This window comes from Curtobacterium sp. Csp1, from assembly GCF_013347185.1.
This window is the reverse complement of the sequence record NZ_CP054594.1, coordinates 2,687,586-2,705,196: the sequence shown is the minus strand read 5'-3', so window position 1 is coordinate 2,705,196 and position 17,611 is coordinate 2,687,586. Positions and strand designations below refer to the sequence as shown.

Genomic DNA, 17,611 nt, shown 5'->3' with positions numbered 1-17,611 from the left:
GTCCGCAGCGGGCGGCTTGACCGGTCCAGTAATCCGATGGCGCCGTCAGCCCGAAACCGACGAACCCACCGGTGCGCGCACTGACGCGAGATGCCGAGCTCCTTGGCAACGTGCGCGACGGGACGACGGTCATCAATGACGCGAGTAATGAGCAGCCGCCGGCCGTGCAGGGTCAGACGGGCATTAGCGTGGGACACAGAGGCCTCCTGGCGATGGCAGAACTAGACAGCTCCATCAAGCCAGGAGGCCTCGCTGAGTCACAAGCCCCGCAGTGTCACCAACGTCACGGCCGGGTACACCTAGAGCTCGACCGTCCCGTGGTCGCCCGTGTCCGGCTGGCTCTGCTTGCCGAGCGCGGCCTTCAGCGTCTGCACGAGGCTCCCCACCGGCCCGGTGTCCTGCGTCCAGTACTCGACCGAGTCCCCCTCGACCGTGAGCAGCCGGATCGTGGGGTCCTGCCGTCCCTCCGGGAACCAGGCCTCGGCGAAGGGCGACCACAGCTCGTCGATGACGCTCTCGTCGCGGGTCACCGTGGCACGTCCGGCGATCGAGAGGTACCCGCCCTGCGACTCGATCGCCACGTTCACGTGCGGGTTGCGGGCGATGTCGGTCACCTTCTCGCTGCCGTCCTGCACGAGGAACCGCAGCGTCCCGTTGAACGCCTTGTCCTGCACGGCGAGGGGCCGTGCGTGCAGCTGACCGTCGTCGCTGACGGTCGTGAGCAGGGCGGTGCGTGCTCCGTGGACGATGTCCGAGATGGCGGCGCGCTGGTCTGCCTGCGTGTCGGTCATGATGCTCCTGTTCGTCGTGCGCCCCGTTGTGCTCGACGTCCGGCCGGGCAGTCCCGGGCGCGTTCCGTTCGGACCAGTCTGCCCCTCGACGCTGGACGCGTCCGACCCGGCCTGGAGGCACGTGGCAGCACCCGCCGCACGGTCGCGTCCCCGGGCGCGCACCACCGCGGCCGGCGGCAGCGCCGACGCTCAGACGGCGGGTTCGCGGATCGTGGTCTCGACGTCGACGACCTGCGGCACGCGCGGCATCGACGCGAAGCCGAACGCCACGGGCGGGTCGAGCGGGGCGAGCGTCCCGAGCGGCTCCCCTGCCCAGGTCCCCGACACCGCGGTGACGTCGTGGGCCCCGGTCACGCCGTAGTACTCGCGGCGGCCGTTGCCCGCCGAGCCGGCCGTGCCGGACCCCGGCGAGACGAGCCGTGCGACGGGGTCGATCGCGGCGAGCCACCGGGGGTCGCGGGCGATCGGCTTCGGGACGATGCGCAGGACCCGGCCGAGCGGTGAGATCCCGCCGACGTCGATGGTCGCCTGCAGCGGTCCGGCGTCGAGCTCGAGGCCGCGCGCCGTCCGCCGGGCACGGACGTCGACGACCGAGACGGTGTCGAACCGGTAGGTGCCGGACACGTACGCGGCGACGATCTCGTCCGGCGCGAGCAGCACGCTCGACCCGTCGGCGAGCTCGAGGAACACGTCCGTGAACGACCCGAACGGCGAGCGGTCCCACATGCCGACCACGATCCGCACGCCGGAGGTCGTCCCGGCGCCGAGGATCCGGCCGCGGAAGCGTCGTTCGGTGGTCCCGTTCGGTCGCAGCATGGCGCCGACCGTACCCGCGCTGACCGTGAGCCGACGTGACGGACGCGCCCCGTGCCTCCAGTCCGGCGCAGCCCGCGGTCCGCGGTCCGCAGCCGGCGACCGCGTGCCTACGGGACCGGGACGGGCTCCGCCAGGAGCTCGCGCACCCGCGGGGCGACCCGCGTGCCGTAGAGCTCGATGGACCGCATCATGTCCTCGTGCGGCAGGCGACCCGTCGCGTACCGCATGTCGAAACGCGAGACGCCGAGGATCCGCATGTTCCGCGCGATCTTGCGCGCGACCGTCTCGGGCGACCCGACGTACAGCGACCCGCCGGCGGACAGCCCTGCCTGGTACTGCGCGAGGTCGAGGGGCGGCCAGCCGCGCTCCCGACCGAGGCGGTCGGTGACGGCCTTGTGGTACGGCCAGTAGCGCTCGGCGGCCTCCTCGTCGGTCGCGGCGACGAACCCGGGCGAGTGCATCGCGATCGGCTGCTGCGGGAGCTCGAGCTGCGTGAGCGCCTGGCGGTACAGGCGGGAGAACGGTGCGAACTGCGCGGGCTGCCCGCCGATGATCGCGAGGAACAGCGGCAGCCCGTACGAGGCCGCACGGATGACGGACTGCGGGGAGCCACCGACGCCGATCCACGTCGGGATCGGACCGTGCTCGAGCTTCGGGAAGACGTCCTGGTCGGTCAGGGGCGCACGCTTCGTGCCGCTCCAGGTGACCTTGTCGCCGCCGCGCAGGGCGTTCCAGAGCTGGAGCTTCTCCTCGAAGAGGACCTCGTAGTCGCTCAGCTCGTAGCCGAACAGCGAGAACGACTCGGTGAACGAGCCGCGGCCCAGGATGACCTCGGCGCGACCGTCCGAGATCGCGTCGACGGTGGCGAAGCGCTCGTAGACGCGCACGGGGTCGTCGCTCGACAGCACGGTGACGGCGCTGCCCATGCGGATGCGCTCGGTGCGGGCGGCGATCGCGGCGAGGACGACCTCGGGGGCGCTGACCGCGTAGTCCTCGCGGTGGTGCTCCCCGACGCCGATGAAGTCGATGCCGACCTGGTCGGCGAGGACGGCCTCGTCCACGACCTCGCGGAGGCTCTGCGCCTGGCTCCGGACGGTTCCGTCGAGCCGCTCGGTGACGTCGCCGAAGGTGTCGAGGCCGAGCTGCACCGGGCCGATGCGCTCGGGTGCGGGCGGCGGGACGTCCGAGGGACGGTCGGTTCCGAATGCGTTGCTCATGGCGCGCCTCCTGATCGATGCGTTTGCATGAATATAGCACAGCGCTCGGTCGTCGGCCAGACCCCGCGGGTACCGTCCCGCGCATGCCGAACATCCCCGACCAGACCGGCCGCCGCATCGTCGTGACCGGTGCGAACAGCGGCACCGGCAAGGAGACCGCGAAGCGCCTGGCCGCCGCCGGCGCCAGTGTCGTCCTGGCGGTGCGGACCCCTGCGAAGGGCGAGGACGCAGCAGCCGACATCCGCCGCGAGCACCCCGCGGCCGACCTCGAGGTGCGCGAGCTCGACCTGGCGGACCTGTCCAGCGTCCGCCGTTTCGCGGACGGGATCGCCGCGGACGAGCGGCCCCTCGACGTGCTCGTCAACAACGCCGGGGTGATGGCGCCGCCCGAGCGCTTCGAGACGGCGGACGGGTTCGAGCTGCAGTTCGCCACGAACTTCCTCGGCCCGTTCGCGCTCACGAACCTGCTCCTGCCGACCTTGCTGCGCGCGGGCGGCGGCGCAGGCGCAGGCGCAGGCGGTGCGGGCGACGCCGGCGGCGGTGTCCCCCGCGTCGCGACGATGTCGAGCCTCGCCGCGATCCCCGGACGCATCCGCTTCGACGACCTGCAGTGGCACCGCGGCTACAACCCCTGGCGGGCGTACGCCCAGTCGAAGCTCGCCGACCTGCTCCTCGCGCTGCACCTGCACCGCCTGACGGTCGAGCGCGACTGGTCGCTCGTGAGCACCGCCGCCCACCCGGGCTACACGCGCACGAACCTGCAGTCCGCGGGACGGTCGCTCGGGCGCTCCCGGCCGGTTCGGTCGAGCGACCGTGCGCTGCCGTTCACGCAGGCCGTCGAGCAGGGCGCGGAGCCGCTGCTGTACGCCGCGGTCGGACCGGCAGCGGTGGGCGGGGCCTACTACGGGCCGAACGGACCGGCGGGCCTGACCGGTCCGACCACGACGGTCACCGTGCCCCGGAGCGCGCGGAGCGCGGACCTGGCGCGGTCCCTGTGGGCGGTCGCCGAGGACCTCACCGGGACGCAGGCGCCCGCCTGACCCCGGGCCGCCGGTCCGGCGGCTGGTCGAGCGGCCGGTCGTCGGTCCGGCGGGTGGTCGGGTCGCCGGCCTGGAGGCGCGGTGCCGCTTGCGTCCCGCCGGCGTCAGAACCGCAGGCGGTCGCGGGCGAACGACTCGATGACCGAGGCCTCGATCGCCCGCTGCCCGCGCACCGTCGGGTGCACGTCGTCGGACTGCATCCAGTCGGCGTGCCCGCGGAGGGGATCGCCGATGTCGACGTAGGTCCCGCCGTCCTTCCGGGCGGCCCGGTGCATCGCGTGCGAGATCTTGGCGAGCTGGGCCGGCGGGGCCTGCTCGTTCCAGATCGCGCTGAGCCCGACGACCCGGGCCTCGGGCAGCAACCGGTGCACCTCGGCCACGAGCTGGTCGGTCTGGCTCTTCACGACGGCGTCGTCCTCGCCGAGGTCGTTCGAGCTCGCCTGGATGAACACGACCTGCGGCCGCTCGTCCACGGCACGTCGGACGAGGGTCGGGTAGGCACTCGCGCACTCATCGGCGTCGCCCTCGGCCACGACCCCGGCGCCGTCGCACGAGAAGTTCGTCAGCTGCCACCGCTCGGTCCGGGCGAGGAGCGACGGCCACGCCTGCTCCGGCGTCAGGCCGTGCCCGGCGGTGATCGAGTCGCCGATCACGACGATGCGCTCCCCCGGCGCGTGGTCCCACGCCCGGGTGGTCGCACTCGGGTGCGGGGTGGCCGGGGCCGCGACCGAGGTGCTCTCGGTGCACCCGGCGAGGAGGCCCGCGGCGACCACCGCGGTCAGCGCGACGAGCACCGTGCGGCGTCGTGCGGGAGCGGGGCGTGCGGATCGGGTCACGAGCCGTGACCGTACGCCGTCCACGGACAGTCGGACCGCCCCGGTCGCTGCCGGTCCCCACAGGGTCCGCGCCCCGCCAGGCGACCGTTCCGCGCGTGGGATGCCGTTCCGCGCGTCGAAGGCCGTTCCGCGCATGGGAGACCGCCCCTTCCGCCACGCCACGCGCGGATCGGCTTCCCATGGCACGCGCGATGGGCAGGAACGCGCGGGGCAGGCCGCCCCGGGTCAGGCGCGGTGGAGCTCCACCGAGCCGTCGAGCCGCCCCGGCCGCTCGAGCCGCGCGTGCTGCAGCACGGTCCGGTCCCGCCCGACGGCAGCGGCCACGATGGACAGCGTCGCGACGTGCCCGTCCGGCTCGACGGCGTCGCGGAGGATCGCGTCCGGGTCGTCCGACGGCAGCGCCGCCGACTCGGCGAGGAGCCCGAACCACCCGCTCCACCCGTCGCCGGCGTCCGTCCCGGCGTCGGCGGTGCGGAGTTCGTCGAACGGGCCGAGCACCGGCGGCGCGGTGGGTGCGGGTGCGGCGCGGAAGGCGTCGAGCCACCGGCCGATCCGGGGCGCGGCGGGGTCGTCGGGCGCCCCGTGGGTGACCATGTGCACGCCGGGGCCGAGGTCGGTCGTCCGGACCGCCTCGCCGTCCCAGGTCGACACCGTGACCCCGTCGGCCGTGGCACGGACGAGGTTGAACGCCCGAGTGGTCGGCAGCTGCCCGTCGGCGCCGGGCAGCACCCCGTCGACGGCGTCGAGCGGGACGACGCCCCGGGTCGTCCTTGTGCCGTCGGTGCTCGGCACGGGCTCCGCGCGGTTGAGCACGACCGCGAGCCCGGCGGTGTCGGACGCCGCGAGCCACGCGCCTCCGGCCGACCGGTCGCGCACGCCGCGCACCGATGGGTCGCGCTCCGGCCACCACGCGGCCGGCGGGTCCCACGGCCGGTCGGGGGACTCGTCCCGCAGGGCGAGCACGGTGACGGGCCACTCGCCCGCGGGGTCGACGCGGACGACGACGGTGCACATGGGGTCGATCCTCGCACGACCGTCCGGGTAGCGTGACCGGCGTGGATGCTGCAGCAGCTCGCCGTCTGACCGTCGTCGTCGGGATCACGGGCGGGATCGCCGCCTACAAGGCCGTTGGGGTCGTGCGGGACCTCGTCAAGCGCGGGCACGACGTGCACGTCGTCCCGACCGAGGGCGCGCTCCGTTTCGTCGGCCTGCCCACCCTCGAGGCCCTGAGCCGCAACCCCGTGACCACGAGCGTGTGGGACGACGTGTCCGAGGTGCGCCACGTGGCCCTCGGCCGGCGCGCGGACCTCGTCGTGGTCGCACCGGCCACGGCGGACTCGATCGCCCGGATGGCCGCCGGGCTCGCCGGGGACCTGCTCGGCACGACCTTGCTCGCGACCGAGGCCCCCGTGGTCCTCGCCCCCGCGATGCACCCGCAGATGTGGGAGCACCCGGCGACCGTGGCGAACGTCCGGACCCTCGAGGGTCGCGGCGTGCACCTGGTCGGACCGGTCGTCGGGGCCCTCACGGGCGACGACGCCGGCATCGGCCGGATGGCGGAGCCCGAGGAGATCGTCCGCGCGGCCCTCGCGGTCGTCACCGGAACCGGAACCGGGAGCGGAACCAGCACCGGAACCGGAACCGGCAACGGGACCGGGAGCAGGACCGGAACCAGCACCGAGCCCGGCCACACGACCGACGCGGGACGGCCCGCCGGGCGTGGGGCGAGCCTCCAGGCCGGTCCCGGTCCCGGTGCCCGCGGCGAGCAGGGCGACCTCGCCGGCGTCCGCGTGGTCGTGAGCGCCGGCGGCACGCGCGAGCCCTTCGACCCCGTCCGCTTCGTCGGGAACCGGTCCAGCGGCCGCCAGGGCGTCGCGATCGCGGCGGACGCGGCCCGCCGCGGCGCCGTCGTGACCCTCGTCGCCGCGAACGTGGACGGCGGACTCACCGCCGGACTGGACGCGACGGTGGTGCCGGTCGGCTCCGCGCAGGAGCTCGCCGACGCCGTGCACGCGGCGGCGGCCGAGGCGGACGTCGTCGTGATGACGGCCGCGGTGGCGGACTACCGGCCGGCCGAGGTCCGCGAGGCGAAGCTCAAGAAGGACGACCAGGGCGACCGGATGACGCTCGAGCTGGTGCGGAACCCGGACGTGTTGGCCGATCTGGTGGCCGCGCGGCGGACCGGCCAGATCATCGTCGGGTTCGCGGCCGAGACCGAGCCAGACCGCGAGGCCCGGCTCGCCCTGGGCCGCGCGAAGATCGCCAGGAAGCCCGCGGACCTGCTCGTCGTGAACCACGTCGGGTGGTCGTCGGGCTTCGAGCGCGAGGAGAACGCCATCGAGGTGCTCGTGCCGGGCGGCCACGTGGTGCGGGAGACCTCGGGGACGAAGGCCGAGGTGGCCGCGGCGGTGCTCGACCTCGTGGCGACCGCCCTCACCTGACCGACGCAGGCCCCACTCCCAAGCGACGCCGGCCGCACTCCGCAAGCGACGCCGGCCGCACTCCGCGGCCGACCGCACGTCCCGTGCACACGCAGGCCCGGGCGAGCACGATGGACTCATGCGACGACGTGAACGCACCCGGCGCGCCGACCGGACCGCCCGCGCCCTGGCAGTCCTGCTGGCCGGCGCCGGCGTGACCCACTTCCTCCGCCCGCGCACCTACGACCGGATCGTCCCGGACGGCCTACCGCCCCGCCTGACGACCCTGGGCTCCGGCCTCGCCGAACTCGCCGTGGCCGTCGGACTCGCCGTCCCGGCCACCCGCCGCTCGGCCGGCTGGGCAGCAGCAGCCCTGTTCCTCGCGGTCTTCCCCGCGAACGTCACCATGGCACGCGACGTGCTCGACAGCCCGCGGGCGTCCCGCGCCGTGCGGCTCGTCTCGGTCCTGCGGCTCCCCCTGCAGGCACCCCTCGTCGCGTGGGCGGCCCGCGTCGGTCGGCACGCCACGCGCCGGTGACGGACACCCCGCGTGCTCGCGCGGCGGTGCCCCTGCTGCACCGGCCGGTGACGGTGCACGCCTGGGAGGACATCGTCTTCGCCCACTGGCGCCGCGACCCCGACCAGCTCGCCGGGCTCGTCCCGCGGGGCACCCGCCCGGACGTCGTCGACGGCAGCGCCTGGGTGGGGCTGACCGCGTACGTCTTCCGCGAGACGAGCGTGCCGCCGTTCCCGCCCTCCGGTCGGCTCGGCTCGATGACCGAGGTCACGATCGAGGTCCTGACCGTCGACGACCACGGCCGCCGCGGGGTCGCCTACCGCACGGTCGACACCGCGAACGTCCCGGCGATCGTCGCCGCCCACGCCCTGCTCGGCGTGCCGTACACGTTCGCGCACGCCAGGGCCCGACGGCGGGGCGACACGATCGCGTACCACTCGGTCCGGCACCCCTCGCGCGCAAGGCACCCGGTCCGGTGGGTTCGGCAGCTGCGGACCGCGGGTGGCGGACGGCCGGGAGGCACGCCCCGCCCCCGCCTCGACGCCACCGTCCGCGTCGTGGCCGGTGAGGCGCTGCAGGACCCGCTGGCCGCCGAGCTCACCACCCGCGCCGGCATCCACGCCCGGCACCTCGCGCAGACGCTCTTCTGGCAGCGGCAGCACCCGCCGTTGGCGATCCGGTCCGCCCGGCTCGAGCGGCTCGACGGGGACCTGCCGGCCGCGGTCGGCCTCCCCGGGCTGTTCGACCGTGCGCCGGACTCGCTCCTCGTCGTGGACGGCACGACGGTCCGCTACGCGTGGGGGGACGTGGTCCGGTGAGCGACGACCGGTTCGACCTCGACCGTTTCGTGCGGGCGCAGGAGGGGGTGCACGAGCAGGCGCTCGCCGAGCTCCGGGCCGGTGCGAAGCGCTCGCACTGGATGTGGTTCGTGTTCCCGCAGCTCGTCGGCCTCGGCCGGAGTGCGACCGCGCAGCGGTACGGGATCGCGGGACTCGCCGAGGCCCGCGCGTACCTCGCGCACCCGGTGCTCGGCCCGCGGATCGTCGAGGCCGCCGCGGTGGCCGCAGCAGCACCCGCCCGGAGCGCCGACGCCCTGTTCGGCGGGATCGACGCGATGAAGGCCCGTTCGTCGGCGACCCTGTTCGCCCGCGCGGCCGACGACCCGTCGCCCTTCCGTGCCGTCCTCGACCGCTGGTTCCACGGGACCGAGGACCCGCTCACGGTGCGGTTGCTCGAGGACGACTGACCGGAGCCGCCGCGTCCGGCCGTCGTCCGGTGGTACATCAGGTACCGTGGACGACGTGCCCGTGCGGCACGAGCCCGATCCGTCCTTCCCGAGAACCGAGGACACCGCATGCCGGTCCCCCGCACCGCCCCCACGGAGCACCAGCTCCTCCGCGACACCGTCCGCCTCAAGATCCACGCCGCGATCATGGACGGCACGCTCGAGCCCGGTGAGCGGCTCAACGACGACGAACTCATCGCGTGGCTCGGCGTCTCCCGCACCCCCATCCGCGAAGCCCTGAGCCAGCTCACCCGCGCCGGCCTGATCGAGATGGCCCCGAACCGGTACACCCGGGTCACGACGCCGAAGCCGGACGAGGTGGTCGAGGCGATGCAGACCCTCGGCGTGCTGTTCGGCGGTGTCGTCCGGCTCGCGGTCCCGCGGCTCACGGCGGCGGCCCGGCACCGGATCGTGGCGCAGCTCGACCGCACGATCGCCGAGCTGGAGTCCCACGACGTCGCGTCGGTCAACCGGGACGCCCTCGACGTGTTCGGCCTGTACGTCGACGCGTGCGGCAACCCCGACCTGCAGCGCGTCTGCCGCGACACGATGGACGGCCTGGCCTTCCGGCTCCGCCTGCCGAACCTCGACGAGCTGATCGACTGGGACCGGATGACCGAGGACTTCCGACGCCTCCGGGCCGCCACCGAGTCCGGCGACAACATCGCCGCCGAGCTCGCGACCGAGGCCATCCACCTGCTGCCGGGCGAGAAGTCCTGAGCCATCCTGTACGTCCACACAGGAACACGCCCGTCCCGCCGTCGCGGGGCGGGCGTCCTGCGTCCGGAGCGCCGCGACGGACGCGCACGGGTGGCTCGCGGTCACACGCCTGCGGACCCCGGTAGCATCGCTCCGACCGAGCAGCCCCGCCCGACCCGTCGACCGAGAGCGCAGCATGACCGACCGCACGCCGGACCGCACCGAGATCGCCGCGCGCCTGGCCGCCGCCGTCGGTCGGATCAACCGCCGAGCCCGCTCGGACGCCGCCTCGCTCGGCTACGGGATCGTCTCCGCCCTGGCCACCGTGCAACGCGAGGGACCCCTGCGCCCCGGCGACCTGTCGCGGATCGAGGTCGTCACGAAACCGACGATGACCCGCATCCTGACCGAGCTCGAACAGCGCGGCCTGATCGAGCGCGAGGCCGACCCGAGCGACGGTCGCGCCTTCATGGTGAGCATCACCCCGGCGGGCGTCGACGCCGTCGAACGCGCCCGCTCCGATCGCACCGGGATCGTCGCCGAGCTCATCGCCGACCTGCCCACCGCGGACGTCCAGGCCATCGCCGGCGCACTCGACGCCCTCGAGCGCGTAGCCCAGGGCGACCGCTCCCAGGAAGTGCACACCTCCGGCCGCTGAGCCGGCTCCGAGCGGGCCGTTACCGAACCGTTACACAACGGTGGACGGACCGTTCTGCCAGTCTTCCTGGACGGGGTGTCCAGGGAGACACGTCATCGTGACGGCTTCGCCCGAGCAGGCGGCCGCCGCGGTCGCCCAGCGGCGGACGGACGGGCCCCACACCACCGTCCGGTCCTCCCCCGGCTCGCGGCTCCCGACACCGACCACCACCCGATGGTCGCGGGCGCACTCCCCCACACCCCGTGCGTCCACCCCCACCCGTCGCGGACCGCACCAGCAGCCGGCCGACCACCGGAACCGATGACAGGACGCACCACCCCTTCCCTCCCCACGACCACCGCTACCACCCGCCGCCAGGCACTCGACACCCGCAGCCGCCGGGTCCGCCGGGCACTCCGCAGCCGCACCGCGCTCGTCGTCGGCGGCGCAGCGGCCCTCGCGCTCGTCGGCGGCGTCGCGACCGTCGGCACGCAGCCCGCGATCGGCGACGCGTTCGGCATCGCCACCCCGAGCGCGAGCGCCAGTGCCGCACCGGCCCTCCGCGGCGCGTCGCTCGACAAGGCCCAGGCGGCCGCGACCATCGTCACGGCGCAGACGGTCCTGGCCGACGCGAACGACAAGACCGACACCGCCGCCCTCGAGCAGCAGGTGCAGGCCCTCTCCGACTACCGGTCCATGTCGAGCGGCGCGATCACGTCGCACATCGCCTCGACGGTGGACGCCACGACCGAGGTCGCCGACGCCAGCGCCGCGCAGGACAAGGCCGACGCCGACGAGCAGGCCCGTGCCGCGGCAGCCGCGAAGGCCGCCGCCGAGCAGGCCGCAGCTGCCGCCGAGGCCGCCCGCGCCCAGGCCGCCGCGAACACCCCAGCCGGCGCCAAGGCCACGGCAGCGCAGCTCGCGTCGTCCCAGTACGGCTGGGGCTCCGCGCAGTTCCAGTGCCTCGACAGCCTGTGGACCAAGGAGTCGGGCTGGAACTACCAGGCCGTCAACGCGAACGGCGGCGCGACCGGCATCCCGCAGGCGCTCCCCGGCTCGAAGATGGCGACGATCGCCGCCGACTGGCGCACCAACGCCACCACCCAGGTGAAGTGGGGCCTGCAGTACATCAGCTCCGCGTACGGCACGCCCTGCGCAGCGTGGGCCCACTCGCAGGCGAACAACTTCTACTGATCGCCCCCACGACGCTCGGCCCCGGGTCTCCCACCCGGGGCCGAGCGTCGTGCAGGCTGGCCGGGTGACGACCCTCGGACTCCGGCGGATGACGCCCCGCGACCCCGACCAGCACCACCGCGCCGCGAGCCCGCTCGAGCTGCTGTTCGACCTGGTCTTCGTCGTCGCCGTCGGGTTCGCCGCGTCGAACCTGCACGAGATCGAGGCCGAGGGGCACGTCACCTCGGCGGTGCTGTCCTACGCGCTCGTGTTCTTCGCCATCTGGTGGGCCTGGATCAACTTCAGCTGGTTCGCGACGTCCTTCGACACCGACGACTGGGCGTACCGCCTCACGACGTTCGTGCAGATGGCGGGCGTGCTCGTCCTGGCCGCTGGCGTCCGGGACGCGATGGTCGACGGGGTCTGGACGACCGCCGTCGCCGGCTACGTCGTGATGCGGCTCGCGCTCGTCGCGCAGTGGCTCCGCGCCGCCGGCTCGGCACCGGCGTACCGGCGCACCGCGCTCCGGTACGCCGGTGGCATCGTCGTGGTGCAGGCGCTCTGGGTCGGCATGCTCCTGCTCCCGCACGCCGCAGTCCCGTTCGTCGCCCCGGTGCTCGTGCTCCTCGAGGGGCTCGTCGCCTCGGCGAGCGCGGTGATCGACGCCCTCCGCGACGCCGAGCACGTCGGGTCCTTGCTCGTGCTCGCCGGCTGCGGGCTCGTCGTCGTCGCCGGGCTCTGGTGGATCTACTTCTCGCGCGAGCAGCACGCCCACATCCGCTCGCTCAGCACCGCGCTCGTGTTCGGGTACGGCCACTACCTCGTCTTCGCCGCCGCCGGCGCGCTGCCGGCCGGGATCGAGGTCGCCGTCGGAGCGGCCACCGGTGACGCGGACCTGTCGCACACCTCGGTCGCGGCGACCGTCACGGTCCCGGTCGCGCTGTTCGTCCTGGCGATCTGGGCCCTCGCCCTCCGCCCGTCCCTCCGTCGTGCCGGCAACGCCGCGGTCGTCCTGCTCGCGCTCGCCGTCCTCGCCGCGACCGCCGTCCCGGCGGCCGCGCTCGTGCTCACGGCGCTGTGCGTCGCGGCGACCGTCGTGGTCCTGGAGGTCGCGGACCGCGGGCGGTGACGACCGTCGGACGGGAGGCCCGGGGCGGGCGCGCCACGAGCCTCCAGTCCGACGTGTGGCCGGGTCGCGCGGGCGGTCAGCCGATGCGTGCGATGCGGACGTCCACGCGCGACAGCGCGACCCCGTGGGCGGTCGCGGTCTCGAGGGCGGCGACGTGCGCGGCCCGGGCGGTGGCGGGCGCGGGACGGGAGCCGTCGGTCCCGATGACCACGCGCAGGACGTCGTCGTCGAGCACGACGCGGGCGACGGCGGTGCGTGAGGCGAGGCTGCGGGCCGAGGCGATCGCACTCCCGAGCGTGGGCTTCGCGCGGTAGAGCTCGGCGACGCCGGGCACCGCGAGGACAGCGGCCTCGACGGCCGCGACGGTCTCGTCGTCCCAGGTCATGCGCGGTCCTCCTCGTGGTCGGCGTCGGCCGGCAGGGCTGGCAGCAGGTCGCGGACGTGCACGTCGACGGCGTCGACGACCAGGTCGGTCTGCTCGGCGAGGACCGTGGCGACGGCCTCGCGGACCTGCTCGGCGGCGGCGTGGATGGGCGCGCCGGTGCGGACGGCGAGTTCGACCAGCACCCGGACCGGGGCGCCGAGCGTGGTGACGTCGCCGTCGAGCGAGCACCGGGCGATCACGACGCCGGGGACGACGTCGCCGGCGCTGCGGATCAGCGAGCGGATCGCGCCCTCGGTCATCACGGGGCGTTCGGTCGGGGCCTCGGGGATCAGGGGGACGTCGCGGCCGGCACGAGCCTCGAGCGAGATGTTCGCGAGGACCCCGCCGATCCAGGACTCGTCCGCCGGCGGCTCCTCGGCGGCCGCTGCGTCGAGCGACCCCATCGAGGACTGGCGCAGCCGGATGATCGCGGCGAGGGCGTTCTGGCAGGCCGGGGAGTCGTCGATCGTCGGGTCCGCCGGCTGCATGCCGTCGTCGAGGTAGTCGGCGAGCTCGTCGATCGTGTGACCGTCGAGGTCGTCCGGCTCGAGGGCGTCGAGCCGGAGGTCGTCCGGGTGCGGGGTCATCGCCATGCCTCCATGAGACGGATCATGTTCTTCCGGGCCCGGGACAGCAGGCCCCGGACGGTGGACACGGGCAGGTCGAGCTCCTCCGCGATGTCCTCGTACCGGTACTCGAGCACTTCCTTCATCACCCAGCACCGCCGCTGCGCCTCCGGGAGCTCGGCGAGCGCACGCTCCGCGGCCTCTTCGCGGGAGCGCGCCTCGGCGACCCGTTCCGGGGCGTCGTCCCGGGGTGCGGCGACCTCGAGCTCGGTGACGTCGAGGTGCTCCCGACGGGCCCGGATGCGGTCGATGCACTTCCGGCTGAGGATGCGCATGAGCCAGGACTTGACCTTGGCGCCGTCCTCGAGCGCGTCGAGCCTGCTCCAGGCCGTGATGAAGGTCTCCTGCACGACGTCGTCGAGCTCGTCGGTGGAACCGAGGGTGCGTCTGGCGTAGGCCCGGAGCAGCGGCGTGTACCGCCGGATGAGGACCTCGAACGCCCGGACGTCACCGTCGGAGGACCGGCCGGCGAGGACGGCGTCGTCGAGGTCCGTGAGGGGCTGGTGGGGCACGGGTTCCTTCTACCGGTCACAGGTGGGGGAAGTCTGGGCGGGCCGGGGACGCCGGGCGTGCCGGGACGGGCGCCGCGGTCGTCACGCGGAAGGGTCCGGTCGGCCGGGTGGCCAGCGCACGGACGCGGGCCTGGGCGAGCAGGTGCGTGTCGCCGCTGCGCAGCGTGCCGCGGTGGGTGTCGGTACCGGTCATGTCGTCCTCCTGTGTGTTCCACCGGTGTGACGGATCGGAGCGCCTGATCGTCACACCGCGGGCGTGATCCGTACGGCAGGCTGGGGACATGTCCTCCGTCACCGCCGTCTGCCGCGTCGACCAGCTGCTCCGCGACTCCGGGACGATCGGCGTCACCGCCATCGACAAGCGTCCGGTCGACGGCCCCGTCCGGGTCCGGCCCCTCGGGCTGCACGCCGACGTGCAGGCCGACCGGAAGCACCACGGCGGCGAGGACCAGGCCGTGTACGCCTACGCCGACGAGGACGCCGCGTACTTCGCCGAGTTGCTCGGGCGCGACGTCCCGCCCGGGCTCTTCGGCGAGAACCTCCGGACGACCGGCGTCGACGTCACCGGGGCGGTGACGGGTGAGCGCTGGCGGATCGGCGACACCCTCGAACTCGAGGTCACGATCCCCCGGGTGCCCTGCGGGACCTTCGCCCGTCGGATGCGCATTGACGGGTGGGTGAAGCGGTTCGCGGCCGAGAACCGTCCGGGCGCGTACCTCCGCGTGGTGCGCTCCGGGCCGGTGGCGGCCGGGGACCCGGTGGTCGTCGTGCACCGACCGGCGCACGGCGTGACGATCGGGCAGATCTCGGCCGGGCTGACCCCGGAGCAGGCCCGCGCGGTGCTCGACTCCGGCGAGCGCCTGGCGCCGAAGGTCGTGCGGGAGGTGTCGAAGGTGCTGGCGCCGGGTCGGGTGCGCTGAGCCGGAGGGTCAGGCATCCTCGGGGCGGACGCGGCGGGCGGGGTCGAGCGGGCGGGCCGCACGCGGCAGCCCGGCGACGACGAGCTCGTAGGAGTTCGCGACGAGGTCCTCGACCATCGACTCGTCGAGGCCGTCGCCCGGCGCGAGGGTGATCCAGTGCCGCTTGCTCATGTGCCAGCCGGGCGACACCTCGGCGTGGTCGCGGACGAGCGCGGCGCCGTGCGGGGGTGCGCACTTCAGGTTGACGATCGGGACGCCGCGGAGCTCGGTGAGGAGCACGAACATCTTCCCGACGACCTTGAAGACCACGGACTCCTCACCGAAGGGCTGGGTCTCCTCGACCGCGGGCAGCGCCAGCGCGGTGCGGACCGTGACCTCGTGCAGTGCCGCCCCGTCCATCCCCCCAGCATGCCGCACCGTACCCACCCGAGCCACGGTGCGACCCGTTCGGGGGCGAGGACTCCTCACCGATCCCGCCGTACGATCACATCGGCCACGGAACCCGTCGTGCGCCGACGACCCCCGGGAGCACCCGTGCACCTCCTCCGCACCGCCGGCATCGCCGCCGCGTCCACCGTCCTCGCCGCAGCCGTCGTCCTCGGCGGCACCGCGGCCGCCCAGGCGGCACCGACCGTGTACAAGAACTGCACCGCCGTGCAGAAGGTGTACTCCGGCGGCATCGCGAAGCAGTCCGTCACGTCGAACCGCGTCACGACCAAGTCCGGCAAGGTCGAGAACCGGGCGCTCAAGGGCACCGTGAAGAAGGACGACGCGCTGTACAAGGCGAACCGCGGGCTCGACGCGGACGGCGACGGGATCGCCTGCGAGAAGAGCTGACGCCGAGGTGCCCGCGCGTCAGAGCGGGGGCACGCCCTCGTGTCCGGACCGGGGACGCGCGGTCCCGGCGACGCCCGTGACGACCGACCCGGCCGGTACGTCCTTCGTGACGACGGTGTTCGCGCCGACCACCGAGTCCGACCCGATCGTGATCGCGCCGATCAGCGACGACCCGGCGCCGAGCACGACGCGGTCCCCGACCGCCGGGTGCCGGCGGACGCCCGGCCCGTGCTCGCCCCCGCGGCCGCCGAGCGTCACGCCGTGGAACACCACGACGTCGTCGCCGATCACGGCCGTCTCGCCGATCACGACGCCCATCCCGTGGTCGATGAAGAACCGTCGACCGATGCGGGCACCCGGGTGGATCTCGATCCCGGTCGCCGACCGCGCCAGCTGGGCGAGCACGCGCGCGGCGAACCGCGACCCGGGCAGGTCCCTGGCGGTCCACAGACGGTGGGTCAGCCGGTACGTCCAGACGGCGTGCAGGCCGGAGTAGACCACCGCGTTCTCCAGGTCGCCCCGGGCGGCGGGGTCGCCGCGGCGTGCTGCGGCCAGGTCCTCGCGGACCGTCCGCAGCACACCGCGTCGGGCGGCACGCGTCACGCAGTGAGCCCCTCGAACAGCGGCGTCGACAGGTAGCGCTCTCCGGTGTCGCAGACGATCGCGACGACCCGCTTGCCGGCGTTCTCCGGGCGCGCGGCGATCTGCACGGCCGCGTGGATGATCGCGCCGGAGGAGATGCCCGCGAGGATGCCCTCCTCCGTCCCGAGCGCCCGGGCCACGCGCAGTGCGTCGTCGAGCTCGACGTCGAACACCTCGTCGATGACGGAACGGTCGAGGACCTCCGGGACGAAGTTCGCGCCGATGCCCTGGATCTTGTGCGGTCCGGCCTTGCCCTCAGTCAGCAGCGGGGAGTCCTTCGGCTCGACGGCGACGATCTGCACGCCGGGGACGCGCTCCTTGAGGACCTGGCCGACGCCCGTGATGGTGCCGCCGGTCCCGACGCCCGCGACGAACACGTCGACGTGGCCCTCGGTGTCGCGGAGGATCTCCTCCGCCGTGGTCTTCCGGTGGATCGCGGCGTTCGCCGGGGTCTCGAACTGGTGGGCGAGGATCGCTCCCGGCGTCTCGGCGACGATCTGCTCGGCGCGCGAGACGGCACCCTTCATGCCCTCCGGCCCCGGGGTGAGGACGATCTCGGCACCGAACGCACGGATCAGCGCCCGGCGCTCGACGCTCATCGTCTCGGGCATCGTGATGACGACCCGGTACCCGCGGGCGGCTCCGACCAGGGCGAGCGCGATGCCGGTGTTGCCGGACGACCCCTCGACGATGGTGCCGCCGGCCTGCAGCTCGCCGGACTCCTCGGCCGCGTCGATGATCGCGACGCCGAGACGGTCCTTCACGCTCGACCCGGGGTTGTAGAACTCGAGCTTCGCGAGGACCTCGGCACCGCCCGGCTGCGGCAGCCGGTTCAGTCGCACGAGCGGGGTGTTCCCGAACGCCTGCGAGATGTTGTCGTAGATGGTGCCGCTCATCCGGTCCGTCCTCTGCGGGTCAGGTGCGCACCCCCTGCACTGGAGGCGCGTGGTGCGCTGCGATCCTAGCGACGGCACCCGGCGTTCCCCTGTCCTGTGACGTGCGCTGACGCGCGCTGACGCGCCGGGCGCGCGCCGCGCCTCCGGGCCGGGTGTCGGACCCGGCCACACGACGGTCCGACGCCAGCCCCGCC

General features: G+C 74.2%; 24 protein-coding genes. 11 read left to right on the top strand and 13 right to left on the bottom strand.

Going from position 1 to position 17,611, the window contains the following annotated elements:
• The 4 genes from HUN58_RS20595 to HUN58_RS12930 all read right to left on the bottom strand — a co-directional run.
• On the bottom strand, positions 1-197 hold a 197-nt coding region (locus HUN58_RS20595), incomplete at its 3' end, for a leucine zipper domain-containing protein (RefSeq protein ID WP_254631692.1).
• Between the two features lie 102 nt (positions 198-299).
• On the bottom strand, positions 300-791 hold the full coding sequence (locus HUN58_RS12940) for a pyridoxamine 5'-phosphate oxidase family protein (protein WP_058741405.1): 492 nt from the start codon (positions 789-791) through the stop codon (positions 300-302).
• 189 nt (positions 792-980) lie between these two features.
• The gene (locus HUN58_RS12935) at positions 981-1,607 is read right to left on the bottom strand and encodes a hypothetical protein (RefSeq protein ID WP_114849772.1); all 627 of its coding nucleotides are present in this window, start codon (positions 1,605-1,607) and stop codon (positions 981-983) included.
• 107 nt (positions 1,608-1,714) lie between these two features.
• Positions 1,715-2,824, bottom strand: coding sequence for an LLM class flavin-dependent oxidoreductase (locus HUN58_RS12930; protein ID WP_180224872.1), 1,110 nt, complete (start codon positions 2,822-2,824; stop codon positions 1,715-1,717).
• A gap of 83 nt (positions 2,825-2,907) precedes the next feature.
• Between HUN58_RS12930 and HUN58_RS12925 the strand changes: the two genes are divergently transcribed.
• Positions 2,908-3,864: an SDR family oxidoreductase gene (locus HUN58_RS12925; RefSeq protein ID WP_180224873.1), complete on the top strand. Its 957-nt coding sequence runs from the start codon at positions 2,908-2,910 to the stop codon at positions 3,862-3,864.
• 104 nt (positions 3,865-3,968) lie between these two features.
• On the opposite strand, the gene HUN58_RS12920 is transcribed toward HUN58_RS12925, so the two are convergent.
• Together HUN58_RS12920 and HUN58_RS12915 are read right to left on the bottom strand one after the other, a co-directional pair.
• The gene (locus tag HUN58_RS12920; RefSeq protein ID WP_180224874.1) at positions 3,969-4,700 is read right to left on the bottom strand and encodes an SGNH/GDSL hydrolase family protein; all 732 of its coding nucleotides are present in this window, start codon (positions 4,698-4,700) and stop codon (positions 3,969-3,971) included.
• A 225-nt stretch (positions 4,701-4,925) separates the two neighbouring features.
• Positions 4,926-5,714, bottom strand: a complete 789-nt coding sequence (locus HUN58_RS12915; RefSeq protein WP_180224875.1) for an NRDE family protein — start codon at positions 5,712-5,714, stop codon at positions 4,926-4,928.
• 65 nt (positions 5,715-5,779) lie between these two features.
• On the opposite strand from HUN58_RS12915, the gene HUN58_RS12910 reads away from it, so the two are divergent.
• The 8 genes from HUN58_RS12910 (at position 5,780) to HUN58_RS12875 (ending at position 12,560) form a co-directional block, all read left to right on the top strand.
• Positions 5,780-7,141 carry a phosphopantothenate--cysteine ligase family flavoprotein gene (locus HUN58_RS12910; protein WP_141863359.1) on the top strand — a complete coding sequence of 454 codons (1,362 nt, stop codon included), beginning with the start codon at positions 5,780-5,782 and terminating at the stop codon, positions 7,139-7,141.
• A 118-nt stretch (positions 7,142-7,259) separates the two neighbouring features.
• Positions 7,260-7,658, top strand: a complete 399-nt coding sequence (locus HUN58_RS12905; protein ID WP_114849776.1) for a hypothetical protein — start codon at positions 7,260-7,262, stop codon at positions 7,656-7,658.
• Complete coding sequence (locus HUN58_RS12900) at positions 7,655-8,455, top strand: YqjF family protein (RefSeq protein ID WP_180224876.1); 801 nt, start codon at positions 7,655-7,657, stop codon at positions 8,453-8,455. Before HUN58_RS12905 ends, HUN58_RS12900 begins: the two co-directional genes overlap by 4 nt.
• A complete protein-coding gene (locus HUN58_RS12895) occupies positions 8,452-8,883 on the top strand; it encodes a DUF1810 domain-containing protein (RefSeq protein ID WP_058741412.1) in 432 nt (143 codons plus the stop codon). Before HUN58_RS12900 ends, HUN58_RS12895 begins: the two co-directional genes overlap by 4 nt.
• 108 nt (positions 8,884-8,991) lie before the next feature.
• Entirely contained in the window at positions 8,992-9,642 is a 651-nt protein-coding gene (locus HUN58_RS12890) for a GntR family transcriptional regulator (RefSeq protein ID WP_180224877.1), read from the top strand.
• A gap of 175 nt (positions 9,643-9,817) precedes the next feature.
• Positions 9,818-10,279: a MarR family winged helix-turn-helix transcriptional regulator gene (locus HUN58_RS12885; RefSeq protein ID WP_114849779.1), complete on the top strand. Its 462-nt coding sequence runs from the start codon at positions 9,818-9,820 to the stop codon at positions 10,277-10,279.
• A 300-nt stretch (positions 10,280-10,579) separates the two neighbouring features.
• Positions 10,580-11,452: a phospholipase gene (locus HUN58_RS12880; RefSeq protein WP_114849780.1), complete on the top strand. Its 873-nt coding sequence runs from the start codon at positions 10,580-10,582 to the stop codon at positions 11,450-11,452.
• A gap of 64 nt (positions 11,453-11,516) precedes the next feature.
• On the top strand, positions 11,517-12,560 hold the full coding sequence (locus HUN58_RS12875) for a low temperature requirement protein A (RefSeq protein WP_254631498.1): 1,044 nt from the start codon (positions 11,517-11,519) through the stop codon (positions 12,558-12,560).
• A 76-nt stretch (positions 12,561-12,636) separates the two neighbouring features.
• Here the strand turns inward: HUN58_RS12875 and HUN58_RS12870 are convergent, their stop codons facing one another.
• Genes HUN58_RS12870 through HUN58_RS12855 form a run of 4 tightly spaced genes read right to left on the bottom strand, consistent with a single transcriptional unit; the run spans position 12,637 to position 14,315 of the window.
• Positions 12,637-12,945: a hypothetical protein gene (locus tag HUN58_RS12870; protein ID WP_114849781.1), complete on the bottom strand. Its 309-nt coding sequence runs from the start codon at positions 12,943-12,945 to the stop codon at positions 12,637-12,639.
• Entirely contained in the window at positions 12,942-13,577 is a 636-nt protein-coding gene (locus tag HUN58_RS12865; RefSeq protein WP_141862374.1) for an Asp23/Gls24 family envelope stress response protein, read from the bottom strand. The genes HUN58_RS12870 and HUN58_RS12865 overlap by 4 nt, the downstream gene beginning before the upstream one ends.
• On the bottom strand, positions 13,568-14,122 hold the full coding sequence (locus HUN58_RS12860; RefSeq protein ID WP_058742663.1) for an RNA polymerase sigma factor: 555 nt from the start codon (positions 14,120-14,122) through the stop codon (positions 13,568-13,570). Before HUN58_RS12860 ends, HUN58_RS12865 begins: the two co-directional genes overlap by 10 nt.
• A gap of 16 nt (positions 14,123-14,138) precedes the next feature.
• A complete protein-coding gene (locus tag HUN58_RS12855) occupies positions 14,139-14,315 on the bottom strand; it encodes a hypothetical protein (RefSeq protein ID WP_167510115.1) in 177 nt (58 codons plus the stop codon).
• Between the two features lie 88 nt (positions 14,316-14,403).
• On the opposite strand from HUN58_RS12855, the gene HUN58_RS12850 reads away from it, so the two are divergent.
• The gene (locus HUN58_RS12850; protein WP_180224871.1) at positions 14,404-15,042 is read left to right on the top strand and encodes an MOSC domain-containing protein; all 639 of its coding nucleotides are present in this window, start codon (positions 14,404-14,406) and stop codon (positions 15,040-15,042) included.
• 9 nt (positions 15,043-15,051) lie between these two features.
• Here the strand turns inward: HUN58_RS12850 and HUN58_RS12845 are convergent, their stop codons facing one another.
• The gene (locus HUN58_RS12845) at positions 15,052-15,441 is read right to left on the bottom strand and encodes an MmcQ/YjbR family DNA-binding protein (protein WP_114849784.1); all 390 of its coding nucleotides are present in this window, start codon (positions 15,439-15,441) and stop codon (positions 15,052-15,054) included.
• A 135-nt stretch (positions 15,442-15,576) separates the two neighbouring features.
• Here HUN58_RS12845 and HUN58_RS12840 point away from each other — a divergent pair, with 135 nt between their 5' ends.
• Positions 15,577-15,879 (top strand): excalibur calcium-binding domain-containing protein, encoded by a 303-nt coding sequence (locus HUN58_RS12840; RefSeq protein WP_167510116.1) that lies wholly within the window; start codon positions 15,577-15,579, stop codon positions 15,877-15,879.
• A gap of 18 nt (positions 15,880-15,897) precedes the next feature.
• On the opposite strand, the gene epsC is transcribed toward HUN58_RS12840, so the two are convergent.
• On the bottom strand, positions 15,898-16,482 hold the full coding sequence (gene epsC / locus HUN58_RS12835) for a serine O-acetyltransferase EpsC (protein ID WP_254631495.1): 585 nt from the start codon (positions 16,480-16,482) through the stop codon (positions 15,898-15,900).
• On the bottom strand, positions 16,479-17,417 hold the full coding sequence (gene cysK, locus HUN58_RS12830; protein WP_058742668.1) for a cysteine synthase A: 939 nt from the start codon (positions 17,415-17,417) through the stop codon (positions 16,479-16,481). Before cysK ends, epsC begins: the two co-directional genes overlap by 4 nt.
• Between the last annotated feature and the right edge of the window lie 194 nt (positions 17,418-17,611).

What these genes read in the sequence shown, in the direction of transcription:
- HUN58_RS12870 (WP_114849781.1), bottom strand. Translation starts at nt 12,945, where the DNA reads ATGACCTGGGACGACGAGACCGTCGCGGCCGTCGAGGCCGCTGTCCTC.
- HUN58_RS12885 (WP_114849779.1), top strand. Translation starts at nt 9,818, where the DNA reads ATGACCGACCGCACGCCGGACCGCACCGAGATCGCCGCGCGCCTGGCC.
- HUN58_RS12880 (WP_114849780.1), top strand. Translation starts at nt 10,580, where the DNA reads ATGACAGGACGCACCACCCCTTCCCTCCCCACGACCACCGCTACCACC.
- HUN58_RS12855 (WP_167510115.1), bottom strand. Translation starts at nt 14,315, where the DNA reads ATGACCGGTACCGACACCCACCGCGGCACGCTGCGCAGCGGCGACACG.
- HUN58_RS12935 (WP_114849772.1), bottom strand. Translation starts at nt 1,607, where the DNA reads ATGCTGCGACCGAACGGGACCACCGAACGACGCTTCCGCGGCCGGATC.
- HUN58_RS12940 (WP_058741405.1), bottom strand. Translation starts at nt 791, where the DNA reads ATGACCGACACGCAGGCAGACCAGCGCGCCGCCATCTCGGACATCGTC.
- HUN58_RS12845 (WP_114849784.1), bottom strand. Translation starts at nt 15,441, where the DNA reads ATGGACGGGGCGGCACTGCACGAGGTCACGGTCCGCACCGCGCTGGCG.
- HUN58_RS12905 (WP_114849776.1), top strand. Translation starts at nt 7,260, where the DNA reads ATGCGACGACGTGAACGCACCCGGCGCGCCGACCGGACCGCCCGCGCC.
- HUN58_RS12850 (WP_180224871.1), top strand. Translation starts at nt 14,404, where the DNA reads ATGTCCTCCGTCACCGCCGTCTGCCGCGTCGACCAGCTGCTCCGCGAC.
- HUN58_RS12915 (WP_180224875.1), bottom strand. Translation starts at nt 5,714, where the DNA reads ATGTGCACCGTCGTCGTCCGCGTCGACCCCGCGGGCGAGTGGCCCGTC.
- HUN58_RS12890 (WP_180224877.1), top strand. Translation starts at nt 8,992, where the DNA reads ATGCCGGTCCCCCGCACCGCCCCCACGGAGCACCAGCTCCTCCGCGAC.
- cysK (WP_058742668.1), bottom strand. Translation starts at nt 17,417, where the DNA reads ATGAGCGGCACCATCTACGACAACATCTCGCAGGCGTTCGGGAACACC.
- HUN58_RS12865 (WP_141862374.1), bottom strand. Translation starts at nt 13,577, where the DNA reads ATGGCGATGACCCCGCACCCGGACGACCTCCGGCTCGACGCCCTCGAG.
- HUN58_RS12930 (WP_180224872.1), bottom strand. Translation starts at nt 2,824, where the DNA reads ATGAGCAACGCATTCGGAACCGACCGTCCCTCGGACGTCCCGCCGCCC.
- HUN58_RS12925 (WP_180224873.1), top strand. Translation starts at nt 2,908, where the DNA reads ATGCCGAACATCCCCGACCAGACCGGCCGCCGCATCGTCGTGACCGGT.